The organism is Shewanella sp. NFH-SH190041 (assembly GCF_024363255.1).
Taxonomy (GTDB): domain Bacteria; phylum Pseudomonadota; class Gammaproteobacteria; order Enterobacterales; family Shewanellaceae; genus Shewanella.
On sequence record NZ_AP026070.1, the window covers coordinates 1,500,845 to 1,521,993 of the forward strand.

Genomic DNA, 21,149 nt, shown 5'->3' on the forward strand with positions numbered 1-21,149 from the left:
GCACCGCAGAGATCAAAAAAGGAGCCTCAGCTCCTTTTTTTAGTATTGCTTAACGGTTATTCCGTTACAGTTTCAAAATCCCCGTTATCGGATAAGCGAATACCTTTATCTTTCATGCGGCGTTTCCACAATTTTCTGGCCAACTGCTGCATATCTGTTGCGGGATCATTTAAGTCAACAATTTCCAAACCCAGCATAGATTCGATAATGTCTTCTTGGGTCACAATACCCAACCCGGAACCATATTCATCAACCACCATAGCAATTTGGGTATTGCGTTTAATCATCAGCTCAAACAATGGCAGAATTTTTGCGGTTTCCGGTACGGCCAGCAAACTCTTTTTCAGTGAGTTTAGCGTCGCTTGTGGTGTATCTCGCTCTGCAAGCAGAATATCGGTGCGGTTAACATAACCGACAATATCATCATGATCTTTGGCAAAGACCGGAATACGGGTAAAAGGTTTACTCATATAACGGCTAACAAAATCATGTTGTGTCATATTAACTGGCAGAGAAAACATCACTGTGCGAGGTGTCATAATCGCGGTGACTGGCATATCTCGCACGGTTAGCATCTGTGTCAAAATTTTAGACTCTTGAGCATCCAGCTCGCCGGACTCTTCACCGATTCGAGCCATGGCACTCATTTCCTGACGAATATATTGGCCTTCATCGCCTTTACCCATCAGTTTAGTTACCTGCTGAGACATCCAGATTAACGGTAGCGTTAGTCGCTCCATCCACACCAGAGCATGGGTGACACTGGGCGCCAGTGCACGCCAGTAGTTAGCCCCTATGGTTTTAGGAATAATTTCTGAGAAGAACAGAATGATAAAGGTTAACACCCCGGAAAAGACCCCCAGCATGTCATCGCCAAATACTTTAGCGGCCTGGGCACCCGCCACAGCAGCACCAACAGTATGGGCAATGGTATTTAGGGTCAGAATAGACACCAGTGGTGATTCAACGTTTTCTTTTTGTTTTCTCAGGCGTGCTGCCGCCTTGGGATTATGTTGCTCAAGGTTGGCAATATAACTTGGGGTAACAGACAACAGAACCGCTTCGAACACACTGCACAGGAATGACACACCGACAGCGACGATGACGATAAGTATGAGGGTTAACATAGGGGGTGGAATTACAACTCCGTACTCTAGGCCGACAGTGACCCAAACCGATTCTATCACAGTCTTTTGCTGCTGCTGATAAATTACTGAGAAATATCTGAATCAAGTTCACATCTGTGAAAATTTTTATAAAAAGCTAATAAATTCAATATGCTGATAATTATTGTTACAGCCGTTATTGGCACAATGCGGTGGTGGTGATAGCGAAAAGGGAGATTATTCTGGCGCAGTGGGGCTGAGATTAAGTCTTATGCTTTTGATTCAATAGGGGGAGTCAATATGCATTGAAGATGCCATGAGGACTGCGCATTGGGTTAAGAATCAGATGATAGGGTTATCAGCTGCCAGTAACACTGACAACTGATTGGCCAAATTGCCCGTATAACGCCCTTAGTTACTCAACGTTGGGGTTAAAATGGATGCGAACTGGTAAACACCATCAATTGTTGGGTTTTAGGGTGACGAATACTTAGCTGTTGGGCATGGAGACATAATCTTGGCCGCGCCTGAATACAGTTGGCATCGCCATAGAAATCATCGCCTAAAATGACATGACCCATTGCTAACATATGGACTCTGAGTTGATGGGTCCGGCCGGTATGGGGGGTCAGTTGCATCAGGGTTGAGTCTGGACGATGCGCTAATACGCGAAAGTCTGTAATCGCACTTTTCCCTTTCTCATCAATCTTTTGTAGTGGTCTTTTGTCAGGATCTGGCAGTAAAGGAAGATTGATCGTGCCTTTTGCTTGCGGGAAGTGACCACTGACTTCAGCAATATACACTTTTTCACTTAACCGATCTTGAAATTGGGTTTTTAGCCAAGATTCGGCTTGCTTATGACGGGCAAAGACCATGATGCCAGATGTGGCGCAGTCAAGGCGATGTACCAAAATGGCTTCGGGATAGCGTTGCTGCAGACGGGTCAGGGCGCAATCATGGGTGACTGCTGCCCGTCCTGGATTGGATAGCAGCCCGGAGGGTTTAGATATCACGATCATATCATCATCCACATATCGAATATCCAGCCAGGGTATGGCGGGTGGATGATAGTCAAAGATCTGCATAGGTGCTCCGGAGTTATCTGGGATAAAAACCGCGGAATTTTAAACGTAAGCCGGGGTTGATTGCCAGATTTTACCGCTTAGCTATATAACAATTGCGTTAGCCATAGTCGAAATGACAGTCCCCAACTGCTGGTCACGCCCATCGTTTTGAAGCGAATTTTACCATTACTGATAATAAAGATCGCCGGAAGGCGATCTGCCCCCCATTGTGCGGTTATCTCCGGGGTCGCTTCTAACACAGGAAAAGCATAATGGTGCTTACGCATATATTGCATCTGCTCAGCTCGCGTTCCGGACTCAATAGCAACTGAGATGACATTGTATTGCCGGCTAAGGTCATTAATCGCAGCTGTCGTCACTTTACACGATGGGCACCAACTGCCCCAGAAATACACCAAATAAGTGCCTTCTTCAGCGAGGTGCACATAATTGCGCTGGATAGTTTCGCCCCCTAGTGGCGGCGCTTCGCCGGAAGCCATATCCCGCTGCAGGAACATAAATACCAGATAAATGCCGATGATGATGATAATCGCATCACGCAGGTGCTTGCGCCAAAAGGCCCCGATATTTTCTTGTCGAGTGTAGGGATTACTCACTTACAGATACTCCGACGGGGTTTTGCGCGACAGAATACGGCTATAGGCCATCAATTGGGGATATAAGGTTCGAAAGGCAATTTCAATATCGATATCCATTTGCTTTAGCGTTTTATCTGCTCCGGTGAAAAGCTCAGGTTTGGAAAAACGTTTACTGACCCGGTATATCGCTTCATTGAGTCCGGCCCGTTTTTGGTAACTTTGCAGTAATTGATGTTTGGCCATCAGTGGCACCATTTCTGCCAATTTATCCGGTAAGCCTGTGTTTTGGGCTAAATCTGTATAAGCCTGGCGGCAAAAAGCATCCAGGGTGAGATGATGATACTCATCCCAATAACGAGCCAGCATATGGTCAAAGGCTAAATCTGCCAAAATTGGTGCAATGCGCTGGTATTTCTTCGGAAACTGACGGATAAGCTCCCGCGTGATTTCATGATCATCCGTTAATTGATCTATTTGACGGTGAAGCCAGATCCCTTGCTGCAGGGGTTTGGCGTAAGCGGCAATATCACCTTTGGCAAAATCACCGGCAAGGTTGCCGGCCAAGCTAGTCTGACTATTATCTGCCAGATGAAGATGAGCAAGAAAATTCATAATAGGGTATCAGTGAAATCGTGGCACAAAGGTAGCATAACCGCGCATTCTGGCATAGAGGCGGTTAATTATCTATTTGGTTTTGCGCATATGAGGGTGTTGGCGCTAGCCACTTAATATGTGTCGTTTGATTGTGTTTAGCCAGTATACTCAGGCATTAGCTTAGCGCGGGTTGTACGAGTGGTGCTGATGGGACAATGTTGGATGTGACAGCGCATAAATCATTAATCATTGCTCATCTTTATGCGTGATAAATGATCATCTCGGCAGGGTGAATCTAAGCCTATGGGCGGAAAATTCGTGTGTATTGGCATCAAATTGCGCTTTGATTGGTAATTTTCTAGTGGTTCGGTACAGGTCCTTGCTTGTCAGGTTCTTGATCTTAATCGACGGTGCTAATAGACTGGCCGCCGTTTCAAGCCAAGCTGAGATTTTCGATGCGCGTAGCAGATTTTTCTTTTGAGCTCCCTGATGAGCTGATTGCCCGTTATCCCATGGCCGAGCGGACAGCGTCCAGATTGCTGACCCTGGATGGCAACAGTGGGGCGGTAGCTGATAAACATTTCACTGATTTGCTGGCGATGATCGAGCCTGGCGATTTAATGGTGTTCAATAATACTCGAGTGATCCCCGCGCGTTTATTCGGGCAGAAAGCTACCGGCGGCAAGCTGGAGATTTTGGTTGAGCGGATGTTGGATGATAAGCGTATTTTGGCGCATGTCCGTAGCTCAAAATCCCCTAAAGAAGGGGCTGAAATCCACTTAGATGGCGGTTACCACATGGTGATGTTGGCCCGCCATGATGCACTGTTTGAATTGGAGCTCCAATCCGAACTGACGATTTTGGAAGTTTTGGAAGCGGTAGGGCATATGCCTCTGCCACCATACATTGATCGGCCAGATGATGATGCGGACAAAGAGCGTTATCAGACCGTTTATAACCAAAATCCCGGCGCTGTCGCTGCGCCAACGGCGGGGCTGCACTTTGATGATGCCATGCTCGCGGCACTGAAAGACAAAGGCGTGAATATGGCTTTTGTGACATTGCACGTTGGTGCTGGTACCTTCCAACCTGTGCGGGTTGATGATGTTCTTGAGCACAAGATGCACTCTGAGTGGGTGAATGTCCCTGCCGATGTGGTTGAACAAATTCATGCCACTAAAGCGGCAGGTAAACGAGTGATTGCGGTGGGTACCACATCTGTACGCTCATTGGAAAGTGCTGCTCGAGCCAGCCAAGGACCATTAGCGGCCTTTAGTGGCGATACGGATATTTTTATTTACCCTGGGTATCAATTTCAGGTCGTGGATGCCATGGTGACCAACTTCCACTTACCAGAGTCAACATTGATCATGTTGGTGAGTGCATTTGCCGGATTTGATCATGTGATGCATGCCTACCGCCACGCGATTGAGCAAAAATACCGCTTCTTCAGCTATGGCGATGCAATGTTTGTGACTAAAAAGACCCAATAGACGGCGATTTTGATTTAAAATGCCCGTCCGGAAATGCCATATTACCGGCATCCGGATGGGCTTTTTGCTATTACAGCACTTGAAGCGGCAATTTTTGCCCTTATTTCTTTATTATTCAACAATGTTGTCAGACTGTTTCTCTGGCGAGGTAAGCAATGAAATTTGAACTGGATAAAACTTGTGGCCGAGCGCGACGTGGACGCCTGGTATTTGAACGTGGCACGGTAGAAACCCCGGCATTTATGCCTGTGGGGACTTACGGTACTGTTAAAGGTATGACCCCGGAAGAGGTTCGCGCTACTGGTGCGGATATCCTGCTGGGTAACACATTCCACCTGTGGTTGCGTCCAGGTGAAGAGATCATGCGTAAACATGGTGATTTGCATGACTTTATGAATTGGCCTCGTCCTATTCTGACCGATTCGGGCGGCTTTCAGGTATTCAGTCTGGGTGATATCCGTAAAATCACTGAAGAAGGGGTGCATTTCCGCTCGCCAATCAATGGTGAAAAAATCTTTATGGATGCGGAAAAATCCATGCAGATCCAGCACTCACTGGGTTCTGATGTGGTGATGATTTTCGATGAATGTACACCATACCCAGCGACAGAAGATGAAGCGCGTAAATCCATGCAGATGTCTCTGCGTTGGGCAAAGCGCTCTCGTGATGAGTTTGATCGCTTGGAAAACCCTAATTCACTGTTCGGGATTATTCAGGGCAGTGTATATGAAGACTTGCGTGATGAGAGTCTGAAAGGGCTGCTGGAAATTGGCTTTGATGGCTATGCTATCGGTGGTTTGGCTGTGGGTGAACCAAAAGCGGATATGCACCGAATTTTGGAGCATGTCTGTCCACAAATCCCAGCTGAGAAGCCACGTTATTTGATGGGAGTCGGTAAACCGGAAGATTTGGTTGAAGGCGTACGTCGCGGTGTTGATATGTTTGACTGTGTCATGCCGACCCGTAATGCCCGTAACGGTCACCTGTTTACCACTGAAGGGGTTATCAAGATCCGCAATGCGCGTCACCGTGATGACACTTCACCTTTAGATGCCAAGTGCGATTGCTACACCTGTAAAAACTATTCACGGGCGTACCTGTACCATTTGGATCGCTGTAATGAAATTCTGGGCGCGCGTCTCAATACCATTCATAACCTGCGTTATTATCAGCGTCTTATGGAAGGTTTGCGCGGTGCGATCGATGCAGGTACATTAGATGCCTTCGTAGAAGACTTCTATACCAGTCAAGGCCGCGAAGTTCCTGAATTAGTTGATTAATTATTTACCAATAAGAAGAGAAGACCTATGTTCATTTCAAATGCATACGCCAACGCTGCAGCCGGTACACCACAAAGTGGCGGCACCATGGAACTGATTTTCATGCTGGTGATTTTCGGCCTGATTTTTTATTTCATGATCTACCGTCCACAGGCCAAGCGCGTTAAAGAACACAAGAACCTGATGTCTGCACTGGGTAAAGGCGATGAAGTACTGACCAGTGGTGGTATTCTGGGCAAGATTGCCAAGTTCGGTGCTGATAGCGATTATGTTGTGCTGAGTCTGAATGACAGCACTCAGATCACCATTAAGAAGGATTATATCACAGCGGTATTGCCTAAAGGCTCTATTCAATCTCTGTAATAAGCCAAGAGGGCAAAGGTGTGTTAAATAAATACCCAATGTGGAAAAACATTATGGTGGTGTTGATCATCGCCGTAGGTTTTTTCTATGCATTGCCAAACCTCTTTGGTGAGGATCATGCAGTGCAGGTAGTGGGCACCCGCGGCGCCGCGGTGACTACTGCAACTCAGGGCAAGATCAGTGAACTGTTGGCAAAAGATGGCATTACAGTCAAACGTTCTGAGCTGGAGAATGGTCAATTACTGGTGCGGGTAAAAAATGCCGATCAGCAATTGGCGGCCAAAGAAGCCATCGCTAAAGCGCTGGGTGACAAATATACCGTTGCCCTCAACCTAGCTCCAGCCACGCCTCGTTGGTTGGAAGATATGGGTGGTAGCCCAATGAAGCTGGGTCTGGATCTTCGCGGCGGTGTGCACTTCCTGATGGAAGTGGATATGGGCGAAGCTATCCGCAAAATGGAAGAAGCTAAGATTGCTGATTTCCGTAGCCAATTGCGTGAAGAGCGTATCCGTTACGCCGGGATCCATCGTACTGCTCATGGTATTGAGATCCGTTTCCGTGATGCCGATACCATGGATAAAGCAGAGAGCTTCCTGACTTCCCGTAATGGTCATGAAATGGGGTTTTCTGAGCAGGATGCTGATGGTAAGTTCCTGCTGCAGGCAACCATGAGTGAAGCTTATCTCAAGCAGGTGAAAGAAGAAGCACTGCAACAGAACATCACCACTATCCGTAACCGGGTAAATGAGCTAGGTGTCGCTGAGCCTGTGGTACAGCGTCAGGGCTCTGATCGGATCATTGTTGAGCTGCCAGGGGTGCAGGATACTGCCCGAGCCAAGGAAATTCTCGGTGCGACCGCATCGATTGAATTCCATATGGTTGATGAGCGAGCTGATCTGCAAGCAGCAGCGAATGGCCGAGTACCGGCCGGCAGTGAATTGTATCAACGCCGTAGTGGCGGTCCTGTGGTCTTGAAAAAAGAAGTGATGCTGACCGGTGATCATATCACCAGTGCCCAGCCAACTTTTGATCAGTACAGCCGTCCTCAAGTTGCTATTGGTCTGGATGCTAAAGGTGGGACTATTTTCTCCAATGTGACTAAAGACAATATCGGTAAGCCGATGGCGACTTTGTTCATTGAATATAAAGACACTGGTGAAAAGAATCCTGATGGCAGCATCAAGATGAAGAAAATCGAAGAAGTGATTTCAGTCGCAACCATTCAGGCTCGACTGGGACGTAACTTCGTGATTACCGGCCTGTCTCATCCTGAATCACAGAATTTAGCTCTACTATTACGTGCCGGTGCGCTGATTGCCCCCGTCTCCATTGTAGAAGAACGTACCATTGGTCCAAGTTTGGGTGCCCACAATATCGAATCCGGAATGCAGGCCATGATTTGGGGTATGGCAATTGTGCTGATTTTTATGGTGGTGTACTACCGTGCTTTCGGTTTGATTGCTAATTTGGCATTGGTTGCTAACTTGGTGATGATTGTTGGCATCATGTCTATGATCCCAGGGGCGGTGCTCACCTTGCCGGGGATTGCAGGTATGGTATTGACGGTGGGGATGGCTGTGGATGGTAACGTGCTGATTTACGAGCGTATTCGTGAAGAGTTACGCGCGGGACGCAGCGTGCAACAGGCCATCAATGAAGGTTATAAGAATGCGTTTTCCACTATTATGGATGCCAACATTACCACCTTTATCACAGCATTGATCCTGTTTGCTGTGGGCACCGGGGCGATTAAAGGCTTTGCGGTGACCTTGATGATTGGTATTGCCACCTCCATGTTTACTGCCATTGTGGGAACACGTGCTATCGTGAACGCCATTTGGGGTGGTAAGCGCGTGAAGAAACTGTCTATCTAAGGGAGACGAATGAGATGATGCAATTAACCGCATTTAAAAATACCATCGACTTCCTTAAACATGCTCGGGTAATCAGTATTATGTCTGCCGTGTTGGTGGTACTTTCGCTGGTTTGCCTTGGTGTGCGAGGGATTAATTGGGGCTTGGATTTTACCGGCGGTACTGTGGTGGAGTTGGCTTTTTCCAAGCCTGCTGATCTGCCTGCACTGCGGGCAGATCTGACCCAGGACAGTGTCAGTGGTGCTGTAGTACAGAACTTTGGTTCAACTCGCGATGTGTTGGTGCGTTTGCAGGCTAAGACTGGTATTAAGAGTGAGTTGCAGGTGGCTGATGTGATGGCCGCAGCACAGAAACTTGATCGGTCCGTGGTGCAAAAGCGAGTTGAGTTTGTCGGGCCTCAAGTTGGTAAGGAGCTGGCAGAGCAGGGCGGTTTAGCGGTATTAGTCGCACTAATCTGTATTTTGATTTACGTTTCTTTCCGTTTTGAATGGCGCTTAGCAGCAGGTGCTGTTGCTTCGTTGGCTCACGACGTGGTACTGACTTTAGGGGTGTTTTCCCTATTGCAATTGGAATTTGACCTCACTGTGTTGGCTGGTGTGTTAACCGTAGTTGGTTACTCGCTGAACGATACCATTGTGGTATATGACCGTATCCGGGAAAACTTTCTGAAGATGCGTAAAGCGACACCTTATGATGTGATTAACGCCTCTATTACTCAGACCATGAGCCGGACCATCATTACTACAGGTACAACGCTGATCACCGTTGTGGCGCTGTTCATGAAAGGCGGCACCATGATCCACGGTTTCGCAACAGCATTGTTGTTGGGGATTATGTTTGGTACTTATTCTTCTATCTATGTGGCCAGTTATTTGGCGATGAAGTTAGGGGTAAATCGTGAACATATGATGCCGGTTGAGATTGAAAAAGAAGGTGCTGATCAGCCTTCAATCATGCCTTAAGCCTTGCATATCCCAAATGAGTTAATAAAACGCCCGCCATTGCGGGCGTTTTTGTAGGTATTAAAGGTATTTTAGGGTAGAGTTATATATAAATTTTTTCTAATTTCGTGATGAACAAATATTTACATATGTATGAATGCTGATACTATTGCACGTCTTTTGAACATGTTTAGAGTGTTATGCGCGTATATTTGATTTTATTTCTTTTTTTGACAGGTTGTGGCGGTAGTGAATCAGAAACTTTCTTACCTTCTAGAGAAACTAAACAAACTATTCATGATGGTTCAGTTAGTAATAGGGAATTAGCTCCTATTGTACCAGTAGCACCTGAGTCTCAAATAAAAACAACAATTCATGATGATTCAGTTAGTAAAGGGGAATTAGCTCCTATTGTGCCAGCGGCGCCTGAAACTCAAACTAAAACTAAAACAACTATTCATAATGATTCAGTTAGCAACAGGGAATTAATTCCTACTGTGCCAGTGGCACCTGATACTCAAACTAATTCTGCGGGCGGTCAAGATTTACCAGCAGCCCAATTTCCTCCCTCTAATATTAAACAATCCGCAGCGTCACTTGAAATCGATGGAATTAATCTTTCTCCCGCTAATTACGCAGCTGGAGAAACGGTAAAAGTTTATGTCTCGGTCAAGCAATCAGTTACTCTTGAACGTCAGAATTTTTGTCAGTGGATAATTGATGGACAGGTGGTTTCTGATCAATGTAGTTATACCCTGAAACCTGGTGAAGAGCTTAAACCAATTACGATTATGGCTCGGGTTGAAGATGGTAAACTATATTCTAATACTGTGAGTAATACGTTTATTAAACGTTTTCCGATAAATCATATATCTAATAATATTGGGATGTTAACGCTATTTAGTGATGGCACTATTGAGGAGTATTACTGGAGCAAGGTTAAAGAAAAGACTAAAAATGTTTCTTATTTAAGGGCGTTTAAATCAGAATGGAACCATAATATTCGTAATATTTATACAAATGACTATGGTTTTGCTGTAATTGATAGTGCAGGACATTTTTATTCGTGGGGAGAAACTAGAGCTGCAGGAAATCAATATATTTTTGACGCATTGCAAAATGCTGATATAGCAATGGTTGCAAATAGTAAAACTGCTTTTGCTAGTTTAGACAAAAATGGTGATGTATATATTAGCGGAAAATTTGGTCATCTAGATAATAGCAAACTTCAAACAGCAGATAAGTATAATGCAGTTTATGGTAGCAAAAATGGATTTTTATTAGAAACTATTGATAATAAAGTCTGTGTAATTGATAAAAATACTCAAAAAAATAAGGTTAATAATTGTAAGTTAATATCTGGAGTAGTAAAACAATTTTCATCAATAGGAAATGAAGACGATTTTGCAATATTAACTGATCTTGGTAATGTTTATGTTTGGGGTCAGCAGTCTCTAGCGCAATGGAATAAACTGGATAAACAGCAATTAGAGAATATACAGCAATTAGTGTCAACTACTGGGACATTTGCAGCCTTAACTGATACAGGGAAAGTGATATTATGGGGGGCATTAGATAAATTTAAGTATAATTATCAGTTTATCAAAGATGATGCTCAGATTATGACTTGGCATGAAATTGATATTAATCGTTATAAATTTAAGGCTTTATTTGCTACTGATGGGGCTTTTGCTGGATTAACGCATGACGGACAAGTATGGACTTGGGGCAGTGTGTTTTCCGGAGGAAATATTTACTCAGAAAACATAAATCACCAAAAACTATTACAGAATGATGGGATAAATAATTTTGACCCTATCGTTGACTTGTTAGCTAGTAGCCATAATTTTACTGCTATTACTAGTACTGGTCATCGAATCGTATGGCGAGGAATATGGGATATTAATGGTGAAACTCGGGATGGTATTGATATCAAATTTTTGGTGACTGATAAAGATATTGAAAATGGTAGACATTTGCTTGAAGGTTGGTTTGATTATGGTAGTGGTAAAACAATTCCAGCATCTAACCATTTATTAAAGGCGAATGAGAATGCTTTTGTCAGTTTTTCAAAAAATAAATGCTGGGTAAAAACAAGAACGGTTAGAAATCGTGAAGTAGACTGCTTTAAGATTTATTCTTGGGGATTTATGCAAACTGGTGCAGGTATTGATAGTGATGATTTATCACCTTCATCAATATTAGGTAAGGTTCAGTATATTTATGCAGATAAAATGGGTTTCACTATACATACAGATCGGGGCGATGTTTACACGTGGTCAGGTCATAATGAGGCAATGACTCCCGCTATAGAAAAATTATATCCTGCAAAAAGTGCAGTGACTATCTCAGAATAGAATTATTTGAATTTCAGGATATTGAGTATTTTTACTATTTAATTGTTATTTATTTGTTTTGGTTCTTGACTCTGCAGCCGGTTTACGGATGATGAAGCCTGTTGTAGTCGTAGCAGTCAGGAATACCATGGAAGCACGTAAATGTTTAGTCGCCGGTGGCAATCTGTTGCAGGCACATACCTGGAAAGGCTTATTGGAGGCCGGGGGAATTGTGGTAGAACTCAGAGGTGAAGCGCTAATGGGCGGTGTCGGAGAGTTACCGGTAGATTTGCAGACCGTTGAGCTTTGGGTTGATGAGCAGCAATTGGATGCGGCCAGACAGCAGTTAGCGCAATTGGAAGCGCAACAACCGCAATGGCAATGTGTGCAGTGTCAGGAGTTTAATGAAGCGAGTTTTGAGCTTTGTTGGCAGTGCAGTGCTGAACGCTGTGAACAGCATAATGAATAAAGAAACAACCATCACAACGGTGACGATTACGCTCAGGATTGCCCGGTTAGGGCGTCACGATTACACTGGTGCTCCAATACATTAGATTAAGGAGCCGGATGTGCAACATCATCCTGGATTTCTGGCGTTGGTTGAATCCTTCCGCCCGCAGGTGACTGAGTTAACAATTGAAGATTATCAGGACGATAATAGCTGGCAATTGGTGGACGTAAGGGAAGACCGAGAATGGTTACATAACCATTTGCCTGAGGCTGTCCATCTGGGGCGGGGCATTATTGAACGGGATATTGAGGCCCGCTTCCCGGATAAAAATACACCTCTACTGCTTTATTGTGGGGGTGGGTATCGTAGTGTGATGTCAGCTCATCATCTGCAGTTGATGGGGTATACCCGGGTTGCATCTCTGGTTGGTGGCTATAAAGCTTGGGTGCAACGGTTGTTGCCATTAGTTACGGATTAACCATTGGCTAGGGTGAGTTTCGGCGTTAGATCTAACGTTTCGTTTGATCGATTTGAGATGAGATCAAGGCTGCTTATCCGTACTGGCATCCTCCCTTATTAAAGATAAACTCATCCCTATGTGAATATTGGGGTGATAAATAGCAGAGGGATTATGCGTTATTTACCACTATTTGTTGATAGTTCAACCTTACAGGTGCTGGTTGTCGGTGGTGGTAATGTCGCTGCCCGTAAGTTGGCGATGTTGAGTAAAACTAAGGCGCAATTGACTGTTATTGCGCCTTTTTTAGTGCCTGAACTTGAGCGGTTAAAGCAGCGGCAAGGCTTTGTTTGGCATCAGCGGATGGCTGATGTGGCTGATATTGCTACGTGCTGGGATCTTATTTACTTAGCCACCGATGATGACGTTATACAGCAGACCTTAGCTCAAGAAGCGATGGCACGGGGAATATGGGTTAATGCGGTTGATAGGCCAGAATTATGCCGCTTTATCACGCCAGCCGTACTTGAACGGGGTCGGTTCCAGTTGGCGATTACGACTGCCGGCTGCGCGCCGGTGCTCTCAGGGCAACTTCGAAGCCAATTAGAGGTACTACTTCCTCATTCTCTGACGCCATTATTGGATTTTGTTGCGGATAAACGCAGTGATATCCAGCAGCAATTTCCAGACCCGCGTCAGCGGCGGTTGTTTTGGCAGTATTTTTTCCAACTTAATGGCAGTCGGTTTGATGATGTAACTGCGGCCTATTTTCAACAATCCCTGAATTTTCAGCGTTGTCAGACTTCAGACAATACTTGTCCGCTTATTAACCCGAGCACACCATATCAGTTACCTGTGGAGCCCAAAACACAGATAAAACAGCAGGTGGATCTCGCTGGGCAGGTGTTTTTGTTGGATTGTACTATTGATTATCAGCTGTTACCGCTGGGGTTAATCAGCCAATGGCAGCATTTAGATACCGTTTGCTGTGATGGTGTGTTACCCGCTGCGCTTGATGATTTGTTACGACGCGATGCTGACCGTCAGCCGTTACCGGATATCGCTGCACTGCAGAGCGCAGTAGAAAATGGGCGGTATTATTTGCTGTATGCTGACAAAGATAAACTTTTGCAATACCAGCACCATTTGCCTGATGCCCGGTTTATTTTACCCGGTAGTTACTGAGGCGACACTTGTCAGAGGCGTGACAGAATAGACTAAACTGTAACCATTATTCGGTTGTCAGGACAGGGATTATGGCCAAAGGCAAGCACCCGGAAGGTGGCGCATCACTTAAATGCATTGAATTACCGCCATTTTCGATGCCAGGAGAGTTGGAGCTATTACGTCAGGCAAAAGCTAATTTTGAGCTTTTTTTGGCGACAACGCCGGATTTTGTTTACTTCAAAGACAGATTACATCGTTTTACCTATGCCAGTAATGCCTTTGCGCAACTCACCGGATTTGACAATTGGCATCAATTGATCGGGAAAACAGATTTTGACATTTTCGCTGAAGATCATGCCAAGTTGTATTTTGATTCAGAACGGGAAGTGATCCAGCAGGGAAAAACGTTAACTGAGTTGGAAGAGCCTTACTATGACACAGAGCAGCAATTATGCTGGGTCTCCTCCAGTAAACGCCCGTTACGAGATGAGGATGGTGAGGTCATTGGACTGTTCGGTATTAGCCGAGATATTACCCGAGTCAAAAAGCTGGAAGCTGAAATCAAATACCGAGATTTACATGATAGATTAACGGATCTGCCTAATCGTTATTTTTATGAACAACATGCTGCGGCATTTATTAAGCAGTATGATGATGCAGAGCGGATCCCGGCGGTAATGTGTATTAATCTGGATAATTTTCGTGAGCTTAATGATGAGCATGGCACCGATGTTGGTAATGCTGTGTTGAAAATTTTGGCTCGACGATTGCGGGCTACGCTACGTAATCGTGATCTGTTGTGTCGTTTTGATAGTGATGAATTTGTTGCACTGGTCAGTCCGTTTCGCAAACGGGTAGGGTTGGATTTGATTGCGCAGCGGTTTCTATTGGCTTGCAGTAAGCCTGTGGTATTTCGACACCATATTGTTCGGGTGACTTGTAGTGTTGGTATCGCGTTATGCCATCGCGATGCCTTAACAGCTGAAGGGTTACTCTCAAGTGCAAGTACCGCATTAACTCAGGCAAAACAGCAGGGCAAAAATAGCTATGTTGGCGACTGAATTGTTAATTCGTGCGTCCTGCCGGTAAAGCGCTTGACTCATATTGCAACCTTAGTCAGACTCGGCGCTTTATTTAATGGGATATCTGATTTATGGCGCTTAAGGCCACTGTTTTTAAAGCAAACCTGCAAATTGCAGACATGGATAGGCACTATTATCAGGATCACAGTCTGACTTTAGCGCAGCATCCTTCAGAAACGGATGAGCGCATGATGGTGCGGTTACTCGCTTTTGCGCTTAATGCCTGTGATGGCTTGGCGTTTTCCCGTGGCTTATGTGTTGATGATGAAGCTGAGCTATGGCAAAAAGATTTGTCAGGTGATATCCAGTTATGGATTGAATTTGGTGAGCCGGATGAGAAGTGGCTTCGTAAAGCTGCTGGGCGGGCAAAATCAGTGGTACTTTATGCTTATGGTGGCCGTAGCGTACCCGTATGGTGGCAAAAGAGCCAAGCAGCGTTTAACCGTTATCAGAATTTAGCGGTTTGGGAGATCCCGGCGGAGCAGGTGATGGCAATGGGACAAATGGTTAGCCGTACCATGCAGCTTAACTACAGTATCAGTGATGGTGAAGTGTATATTTCAAACGGGGACGATTCTGTTTTAGTTACCCCAATAAAACTAAAAGGTTAAGTGAGTTATTCAGGCTCTGTTACTTATCTTAAAGGCGCCATTGGGCGCCTTTTTTGTATTATGCTGGATATTAATGACTCTGTTGCCAGTGTATTAATGGCTTATAGCCGCCAGCATTATAGGTTTGGGTATATCCTGCTTTAATTAAGCTTTGCTGGGCCATTCCACTGCGCTGTCCGCTGCGGCAATAAAGCACTACCGGTCGATCTTTACTGATCATACCTTGCTTAAAGGCTTGAATAATATACTGATAGGGGATGTTTACCGCATCAGGTAAGTGGCCGGAAGCAAATTCAGCTGGGGTTCTGACATCAATCACTAGGTCACCACGATGGATTTTTTGCCAAGCAGTGGCGGGATCTTGACCACTGGCCCAAGCTGATTGGCACAAGGTCAATAGTAGGGTAAGTAGTGATAAAGGTAACAATGAAAACCTGGAAATAGACATACGGACAATCCTTGAGCTGTCTTGATCTGCGGCGGGATTTTATCTATTCCGTTGGAAGGCGACTAGCTTCTATGGCTTAGTTTGTGTTGCTAGTTACAAAAATAGCTAAATTTGCTAAGAGTGTTTTTATAGCGGGTGGTGTTCGAAAAATAGTTGACTAAAAAGCCGCAACTTAATGCGGCTTTTTAGCTGAAATCATTTAAAACTTGTAGCTGTATTGGATGCCGTATAACCAAGCATTTGCGCGAGTGATACCAGTTACTTTTGCGGCTTGTACAGGGCCAATATTGAGTGTTTCGGTAACATTAACATCTTTACCCATCAGATAAGTCATACCAAAATCAATGGCACTATGCTTACTTAAATTGTAGGTGAAACCACTAGAGAACCACTGGCGGTCTGAATCAGGAATAGCGATAGACTTGAGTTGATCAACTGCGCCCATATCGTACATATAGCCAGCTCGGATAGTCCATTGATCGTTTAAGTCGTAAGTTCCACCGACAGAGAAGTGCCAAGTATCACGCCATTGGTATTCTTTGATTGTCCCCAAAGCGTCAGTATCGAGCGTATCGAATTTACTCCATTCAATAAATTGTGCTGAATATGATAGAGCAAATTGTCGTGTTAATTGGTGATATCCGGAAAACTCTGCCATTGATGGTAATGGTAAGTGAAGAGTGTCATTTTTTCCTTTTTGAGGATTTCCTAGATGTATGAAATCTCCATCAGCTTTGATAGTTGGGCTATAACGGTAACTTAAACCAAAACGATTATTAGCATCCAGTTCAAATACGGTGCCTAGGTGCCAGCCAAAACCAATACCATCAGCTTTGACATCCAGAGCAGCTTTGTCACCGATCATACCAAGTGCCTTGAAATTACGTTTTAGTTCACCTGTACCGGAAATAATATCTACGCCAGCCCCTAGACTCCACTGTTCATTGAGGCGATAGGAGACACTCCCTTGGAAGTTAACACTGCGCACTTTTGTTAAACCGCCGAAGATATCGGCTGCAAACTCACTGGGATATTCTGTTGTAGTACCAAAATTAGAATAAGCTCCAAAGCCAATAGCCCATTGTTGGTTAATGGGATGAACAATAAATGCGTTTGGCACCACGCTTATACCACCAATATCACTGACATCTTCCATTGGCGCATTGTTATAGGCTGCATTTTTAAGCGTGACATCAGTATCAATAACAAGGGAACCAATGCTGATAGCGGTAGTATCAAATAATGCCATTGTGGCGGGGTTTCGAGCCATGGCTGAGGCATTATCTGCAATAACCGCATCCCCGGCATAGGCTCGGCCAAGACCAGTGGCGGATTGGCTGTTAAGTTGGAAACCGGCCGCCATGGTTTGGGAGCTAGCAGCAGTGATGGCCATGGCCAGAATCGTCTTGTTGAAGTACTTCATATTATCTTCTCGTTATAGTCTTTGGATTCTGCCACTTAGGTGGCGACCCTGATGTAATGGCGGCCATGGTATGGATAGCATGGGCTGGCCACAACTCCGACCAGAGGTTAAAAAGTGTTAAATAACAGTTAATTCAAAATATTATTTTGAATTTATATCAGTCTTGATGATTATACTGCGATATTGGAGGGCTGATGATGTGGGCAATACAGGGTGTGAGATTAATTGTCACTCATGTTGTTGATTTGTTTGTAATGAAAATGGGCACAGCAACAAAAAAATACAAAAACAGCGTACATCTGTACGCTGTTTTTAGACAATTCGCTTATGATCAGTTTTTCAAGCTAGCATCAAATCGGTCAAATCCGGCGGTAACCGTAGCAGGTGGCTGTCTAAATGTACTGACGATGATCCCGGCTAGCATAGCAAATAAGAAGCCTGGCACAATTTCATACAGATCAAAGATGCTGCCAGTGAGCTGTTTCCATACCACCACGGTAATAGCGCCGACCAGGATAGTGGCAATGGCGCCATCACGGCTATAGCCTCGCCAGAATAGCGACAGCAGTACTACCGGTCCAAATGCGGCACCAAAGCCTGCCCAAGCATAGCTCACCAGACTTAAGACACTGCTTTTAGGGTTTAATGCTAGGAAACCGGCGATAATGGAAATGCTCAGAACGCCAATACGCCCCACCCATAACAGCTCAGCATTTCCGGCTTGAGGACGAACCCACTTACGGTAAAAATCTTCAGTTATCACACTAGAGCAAACCAATAGCTGGGAGTCGATAGTACTCATAATGGCTGACATAATCGCGGCGATCAGCAGACCGGCAACCCAAGGGTTAAATGCGACCTGGACCAAGTGGATAAAAATGGTCTCTGGATTGTCCAAAGGCGTTTTGCTGAAATACAACTGCCCAGCAAAGCCCACGCCTAATGCGCCTAGTAGTGCTAAAAGCATCCATGTCATAGCGATATTACGTGATGTGGGAATAGCTTTATCGGACTCAATGGCCATAAAGCGTGTCAGAATATGTGGTTGACCGAAATATCCCAATCCCCAAGCCAGTAACGAGATAAAACTGATAACCGTGGTTTTATCTGAAATCAGTGACAGTCTCGCCGGATCCATACCACCAATAGCGGCTTGAGTCTGTGGCTCACAAAAGACGCTGACAGGTACGATGATCAGGGCGATCAGCATCAACATCCCTTGGAAAAAATCGGTCCAGCTGACAGCAAAAAAACCACCGAGGAAGGTATAAGAGACAATGATGGCAGAGCCCAACACCAATGCGGTGACATAATCCAGTCCAAATACCTTTTCAAATAAAATGGCGCCACCAACCATACCGGATGCGGAGTAGAAGGTGAAAAATAGTAAAATGGTGGTTGCGGACACCAGCTTTAAAATGCCGTGTTTATCTTGGAATCTGTGTTCAAAAAACTCTGGCAGTGTCAGAGCGTTATCAGCCATTTCGGTATAAATCCGCAGGCGTTTTGCCACCAAAACCCAGTTGAATAGGGCTCCGATCATCAGTCCAACGCCGATCCAGACTTCCCCCAGACCACTTAAATATACCGCGCCCGGCAGGCCCAGTAATACCCAGCCAGACATGTCCGAAGCGCCAACGCTTAATGCGGTTACCGCCGGCCCCATTTTCCGGCCGCCGAGAATATAATCGTCTACCGAATCAGTTGCCCGGTAGGCCCAGTAACCAATTGCCAGCATTAAAATCAGGTAGCCGGCAAAGGTGATCAGGATGGGAGTTTCAACAGTCATTCTTTCCCCAAGGTTTAGGTTTACTTGTACTCTTTGGTGTTACCTGATGGGTCACTTGCCAGGTGGCCGAGGGTAAACCGGTTTTGGTGTAGCGCGCGATGGTAACAGATTTGTGATGATTATCCCAAATATGTGATTTGATGTGAGCTGGAAAAAGCAGCAGTGAATATCTGAAATTGCGAAGTCTGTGTGGTATTAGTGGGGAAAACCGATTATTTCTGCTGTTTGAGGCGAAATTTCAGCAGTGTTATTTTGTCGTGGTCACCGTGCCATTATGCGTTTTTTAATATGATTGGCACAAGATTTGGCGGACGAGATGACATCAAATAGTGGAAGATGATGTTGAGTTTTAGTCGGGATAGGATTTTTAAATGATAAACCGGAACACTGCCCGGTTTATCATTGGTGATTATTAGCGCAAGTCAGCTGAGAGTTGTTTTACTGCCTAGGGTCTGTTGACCTTTCAAGTTTGTTTTTGCAGCGATTTGAGGATCATTTATACAAGGCAGAGGCTTTAATAGGTAGTTGCGCTACCTGATAAGCCGATAACGCAGTAGAAAGGAGCCTCAAACGCTGCCCGCAGGGTTCGGCTAAAAGCGTTTTACGCTTTGTTGAGCGGTTCTTGCTTAGAATAACTAGGCGACAAACCACTCGCCGCGATTAAAACGCTTTTATCTCGAACAAAATTTAATCACGAAACGGCAACAGACCCTAGATAAAGCTTTGCTCTATTTCAGACTTAATGGCCGAAAGGTCTTGATGTTTGTCACCCAGCAGCACCATATAAGCATGACCACTGGCAAAGGTAATGCCATTGTATTGGCTGTCATGAAAGTGTTCAGCTAATTGCAGGCGTTTTTCCTGTGGGACAATAAATAGGGTGACTTTGCCACCGAGTCCCTGCATCACCAGATGTAAACTGCGCACACCTTGAAAATCACAATACTTACTGAAAGAGACCTTGCCGGGCAGTTGAGTAAAATGATCCGTGCCCAGTTCAGTGATACTGGCCAATTGCGCGTTAATCTGGCTGGGGCTGAAATCCTGCTCACTGTGCCATGCCTGGGGCTCATGATGGACATGTTCTAATGCGTGGGCCGACAGATCTATCGGGGCAAGGCGCAGCATGACAAACCCCATACTGATAACCAAAACAGCAGAGGCGGCAATCGCCAATAGACTACCCAGTTGGGCACGTTGTCTACGGTGGTTGTGCAGTTGTTGGTTCAATAGTAGTTTTTCCGCCAGTCCTTCTGGAGGCGTGATTTTTAACGCTTGCTCCAGTTTGTTTTCCAGTGATTTCAATTCACGGACAAAGTGTTTTCTGGCCGGATCTTCGTCACAGGCCGCTAAAAAGTCAGCTTGTTGATCTCTGGGATGGGCATATGCCCGACGACGGAATTCTAATTCATCCATTGGACTGCTCTTTGGATTCTGGATGCTCCAAAGCCTCTTTTAACTGGTTACGGGCCCTAAACAGGCGGGTCATGACTGTGTTACGGTTTAAATTCAATAAATCGGCAATTTCATCGCCACTGAAGCCGGCAATGACTTGTAGTAGTAGCGGATCCCGGTATTCCGGCTCCAGCTGCGAAATTTGTCGTCGGATAAGATGCTGCTCAGCATGCTCCTCTTTACTCATGCTGGTGTTATCTTCCAGATATTCTTGATCGATATCAGAATAATCAAATCGTTTACGCTCAAACCGACGGGCATTTTCCCGCCGCAGAATGGTAATCAGCCAAGCTTTAGCCGCATGCTCATCTTTCAGCGTATCGAGGGAGCGCCAGGCCCGCAGAAAGGTTTCCTGGGTAATATCTTCTGCGACCTGCCGATCTCCGCACAGCCAGAAGGCGTAACGGAAGATATCTGCATGCAGTGCCCTGACCAGGCTGTCGTATCGTCGTTGTTTATTCAGCATGTCAGAAGAGACCGCTGAGGTAGATGATTTATTACGCAGGCTGTTGGTCATTTTCAATACATTAATTGAATGTTGTCTTAATCCTATCAAATGTTTTCTAAATGTATCCAACTTGTGTGGATAAAAGCCCAATAAAAAATGCCCACTTCA

At 45.2% G+C, this 21,149-nt stretch carries 20 protein-coding genes; 11 read left to right on the plus strand and 9 right to left on the minus strand.

Features of this window, described 5'->3' with window-relative positions:
• Positions 1 to 56 precede the first annotated feature (56 nt).
• From NFHSH190041_RS06635 to NFHSH190041_RS06650, 4 genes are all read right to left on the minus strand, one after another.
• A complete protein-coding gene (locus NFHSH190041_RS06635; RefSeq protein WP_261925069.1) occupies positions 57 to 1,127 on the minus strand; it encodes a CNNM domain-containing protein in 1,071 nt (356 codons plus the stop codon).
• 410 nt (positions 1,128 to 1,537) lie between these two features.
• Complete coding sequence (locus NFHSH190041_RS06640) at positions 1,538 to 2,191, minus strand: RluA family pseudouridine synthase (RefSeq protein WP_261924477.1); 654 nt, start codon at positions 2,189 to 2,191, stop codon at positions 1,538 to 1,540.
• Positions 2,192 to 2,268: 77 nt separating this feature from the next.
• Positions 2,269 to 2,787 carry a protein disulfide oxidoreductase gene (locus NFHSH190041_RS06645; protein ID WP_261924478.1) on the minus strand — a complete coding sequence of 173 codons (519 nt, stop codon included), beginning with the start codon at positions 2,785 to 2,787 and terminating at the stop codon, positions 2,269 to 2,271.
• Positions 2,788 to 3,381 (minus strand): ACP phosphodiesterase, encoded by a 594-nt coding sequence (locus tag NFHSH190041_RS06650; RefSeq protein ID WP_261924479.1) that lies wholly within the window; start codon positions 3,379 to 3,381, stop codon positions 2,788 to 2,790. It lies immediately after the preceding gene.
• 437 nt (positions 3,382 to 3,818) lie between these two features.
• On the opposite strand from NFHSH190041_RS06650, the gene queA reads away from it, so the two are divergent.
• The 11 genes from queA (at position 3,819) to NFHSH190041_RS06705 (ending at position 15,418) form a co-directional block, all read left to right on the plus strand.
• Positions 3,819 to 4,856, plus strand: coding sequence for a tRNA preQ1(34) S-adenosylmethionine ribosyltransferase-isomerase QueA (queA, locus tag NFHSH190041_RS06655; protein WP_261924480.1), 1,038 nt, complete (start codon positions 3,819 to 3,821; stop codon positions 4,854 to 4,856).
• A 155-nt stretch (positions 4,857 to 5,011) separates the two neighbouring features.
• On the plus strand, positions 5,012 to 6,136 hold the full coding sequence (tgt, locus tag NFHSH190041_RS06660; protein ID WP_261924481.1) for a tRNA guanosine(34) transglycosylase Tgt: 1,125 nt from the start codon (positions 5,012 to 5,014) through the stop codon (positions 6,134 to 6,136).
• 27 nt (positions 6,137 to 6,163) lie between these two features.
• Positions 6,164 to 6,499 carry a preprotein translocase subunit YajC gene (gene yajC, locus NFHSH190041_RS06665; protein ID WP_261924482.1) on the plus strand — a complete coding sequence of 112 codons (336 nt, stop codon included), beginning with the start codon at positions 6,164 to 6,166 and terminating at the stop codon, positions 6,497 to 6,499.
• Between the two features lie 20 nt (positions 6,500 to 6,519).
• The gene (gene secD, locus NFHSH190041_RS06670) at positions 6,520 to 8,373 is read left to right on the plus strand and encodes a protein translocase subunit SecD (RefSeq protein ID WP_261924483.1); all 1,854 of its coding nucleotides are present in this window, start codon (positions 6,520 to 6,522) and stop codon (positions 8,371 to 8,373) included.
• Between the two features lie 14 nt (positions 8,374 to 8,387).
• Positions 8,388 to 9,335 (plus strand): protein translocase subunit SecF, encoded by a 948-nt coding sequence (gene secF / locus NFHSH190041_RS06675; protein ID WP_261924484.1) that lies wholly within the window; start codon positions 8,388 to 8,390, stop codon positions 9,333 to 9,335.
• A 179-nt stretch (positions 9,336 to 9,514) separates the two neighbouring features.
• The gene (locus NFHSH190041_RS06680) at positions 9,515 to 11,671 is read left to right on the plus strand and encodes a hypothetical protein (protein WP_261924485.1); all 2,157 of its coding nucleotides are present in this window, start codon (positions 9,515 to 9,517) and stop codon (positions 11,669 to 11,671) included.
• Positions 11,672 to 11,798: 127 nt separating this feature from the next.
• Entirely contained in the window at positions 11,799 to 12,119 is a 321-nt protein-coding gene (locus NFHSH190041_RS06685; RefSeq protein WP_261924486.1) for a DUF2007 domain-containing protein, read from the plus strand.
• 100 nt (positions 12,120 to 12,219) lie between these two features.
• Positions 12,220 to 12,579 (plus strand): rhodanese-like domain-containing protein, encoded by a 360-nt coding sequence (locus NFHSH190041_RS06690; protein ID WP_261924487.1) that lies wholly within the window; start codon positions 12,220 to 12,222, stop codon positions 12,577 to 12,579.
• 153 nt (positions 12,580 to 12,732) lie between these two features.
• On the plus strand, positions 12,733 to 13,743 hold the full coding sequence (locus NFHSH190041_RS06695) for a bifunctional precorrin-2 dehydrogenase/sirohydrochlorin ferrochelatase (RefSeq protein ID WP_261924488.1): 1,011 nt from the start codon (positions 12,733 to 12,735) through the stop codon (positions 13,741 to 13,743).
• A gap of 71 nt (positions 13,744 to 13,814) precedes the next feature.
• On the plus strand, positions 13,815 to 14,786 hold the full coding sequence (locus NFHSH190041_RS06700) for a GGDEF domain-containing protein (RefSeq protein ID WP_261924489.1): 972 nt from the start codon (positions 13,815 to 13,817) through the stop codon (positions 14,784 to 14,786).
• A gap of 92 nt (positions 14,787 to 14,878) precedes the next feature.
• A complete protein-coding gene (locus tag NFHSH190041_RS06705) occupies positions 14,879 to 15,418 on the plus strand; it encodes a YaeQ family protein (protein ID WP_261924490.1) in 540 nt (179 codons plus the stop codon).
• 70 nt (positions 15,419 to 15,488) lie between these two features.
• Here the strand turns inward: NFHSH190041_RS06705 and NFHSH190041_RS06710 are convergent, their stop codons facing one another.
• The 5 genes from NFHSH190041_RS06710 to NFHSH190041_RS06730 form a co-directional block, all read right to left on the minus strand.
• Positions 15,489 to 15,866, minus strand: coding sequence for a rhodanese-like domain-containing protein (locus tag NFHSH190041_RS06710; RefSeq protein ID WP_261924491.1), 378 nt, complete (start codon positions 15,864 to 15,866; stop codon positions 15,489 to 15,491).
• A 199-nt stretch (positions 15,867 to 16,065) separates the two neighbouring features.
• Positions 16,066 to 17,289, minus strand: coding sequence for an outer membrane protein transport protein (locus NFHSH190041_RS06715; RefSeq protein ID WP_261924492.1), 1,224 nt, complete (start codon positions 17,287 to 17,289; stop codon positions 16,066 to 16,068).
• A gap of 331 nt (positions 17,290 to 17,620) precedes the next feature.
• Positions 17,621 to 19,078, minus strand: a complete 1,458-nt coding sequence (gene putP / locus NFHSH190041_RS06720) for a sodium/proline symporter PutP (protein WP_261924493.1) — start codon at positions 19,076 to 19,078, stop codon at positions 17,621 to 17,623.
• Positions 19,079 to 19,789: 711 nt separating this feature from the next.
• Positions 19,790 to 20,494, minus strand: coding sequence for a DUF3379 domain-containing protein (locus tag NFHSH190041_RS06725; protein ID WP_261924494.1), 705 nt, complete (start codon positions 20,492 to 20,494; stop codon positions 19,790 to 19,792).
• On the minus strand, positions 20,487 to 21,050 hold the full coding sequence (locus NFHSH190041_RS06730; RefSeq protein ID WP_261924495.1) for a sigma-70 family RNA polymerase sigma factor: 564 nt from the start codon (positions 21,048 to 21,050) through the stop codon (positions 20,487 to 20,489). The genes NFHSH190041_RS06725 and NFHSH190041_RS06730 overlap by 8 nt, the downstream gene beginning before the upstream one ends.
• Between the last annotated feature and the right edge of the window lie 99 nt (positions 21,051 to 21,149).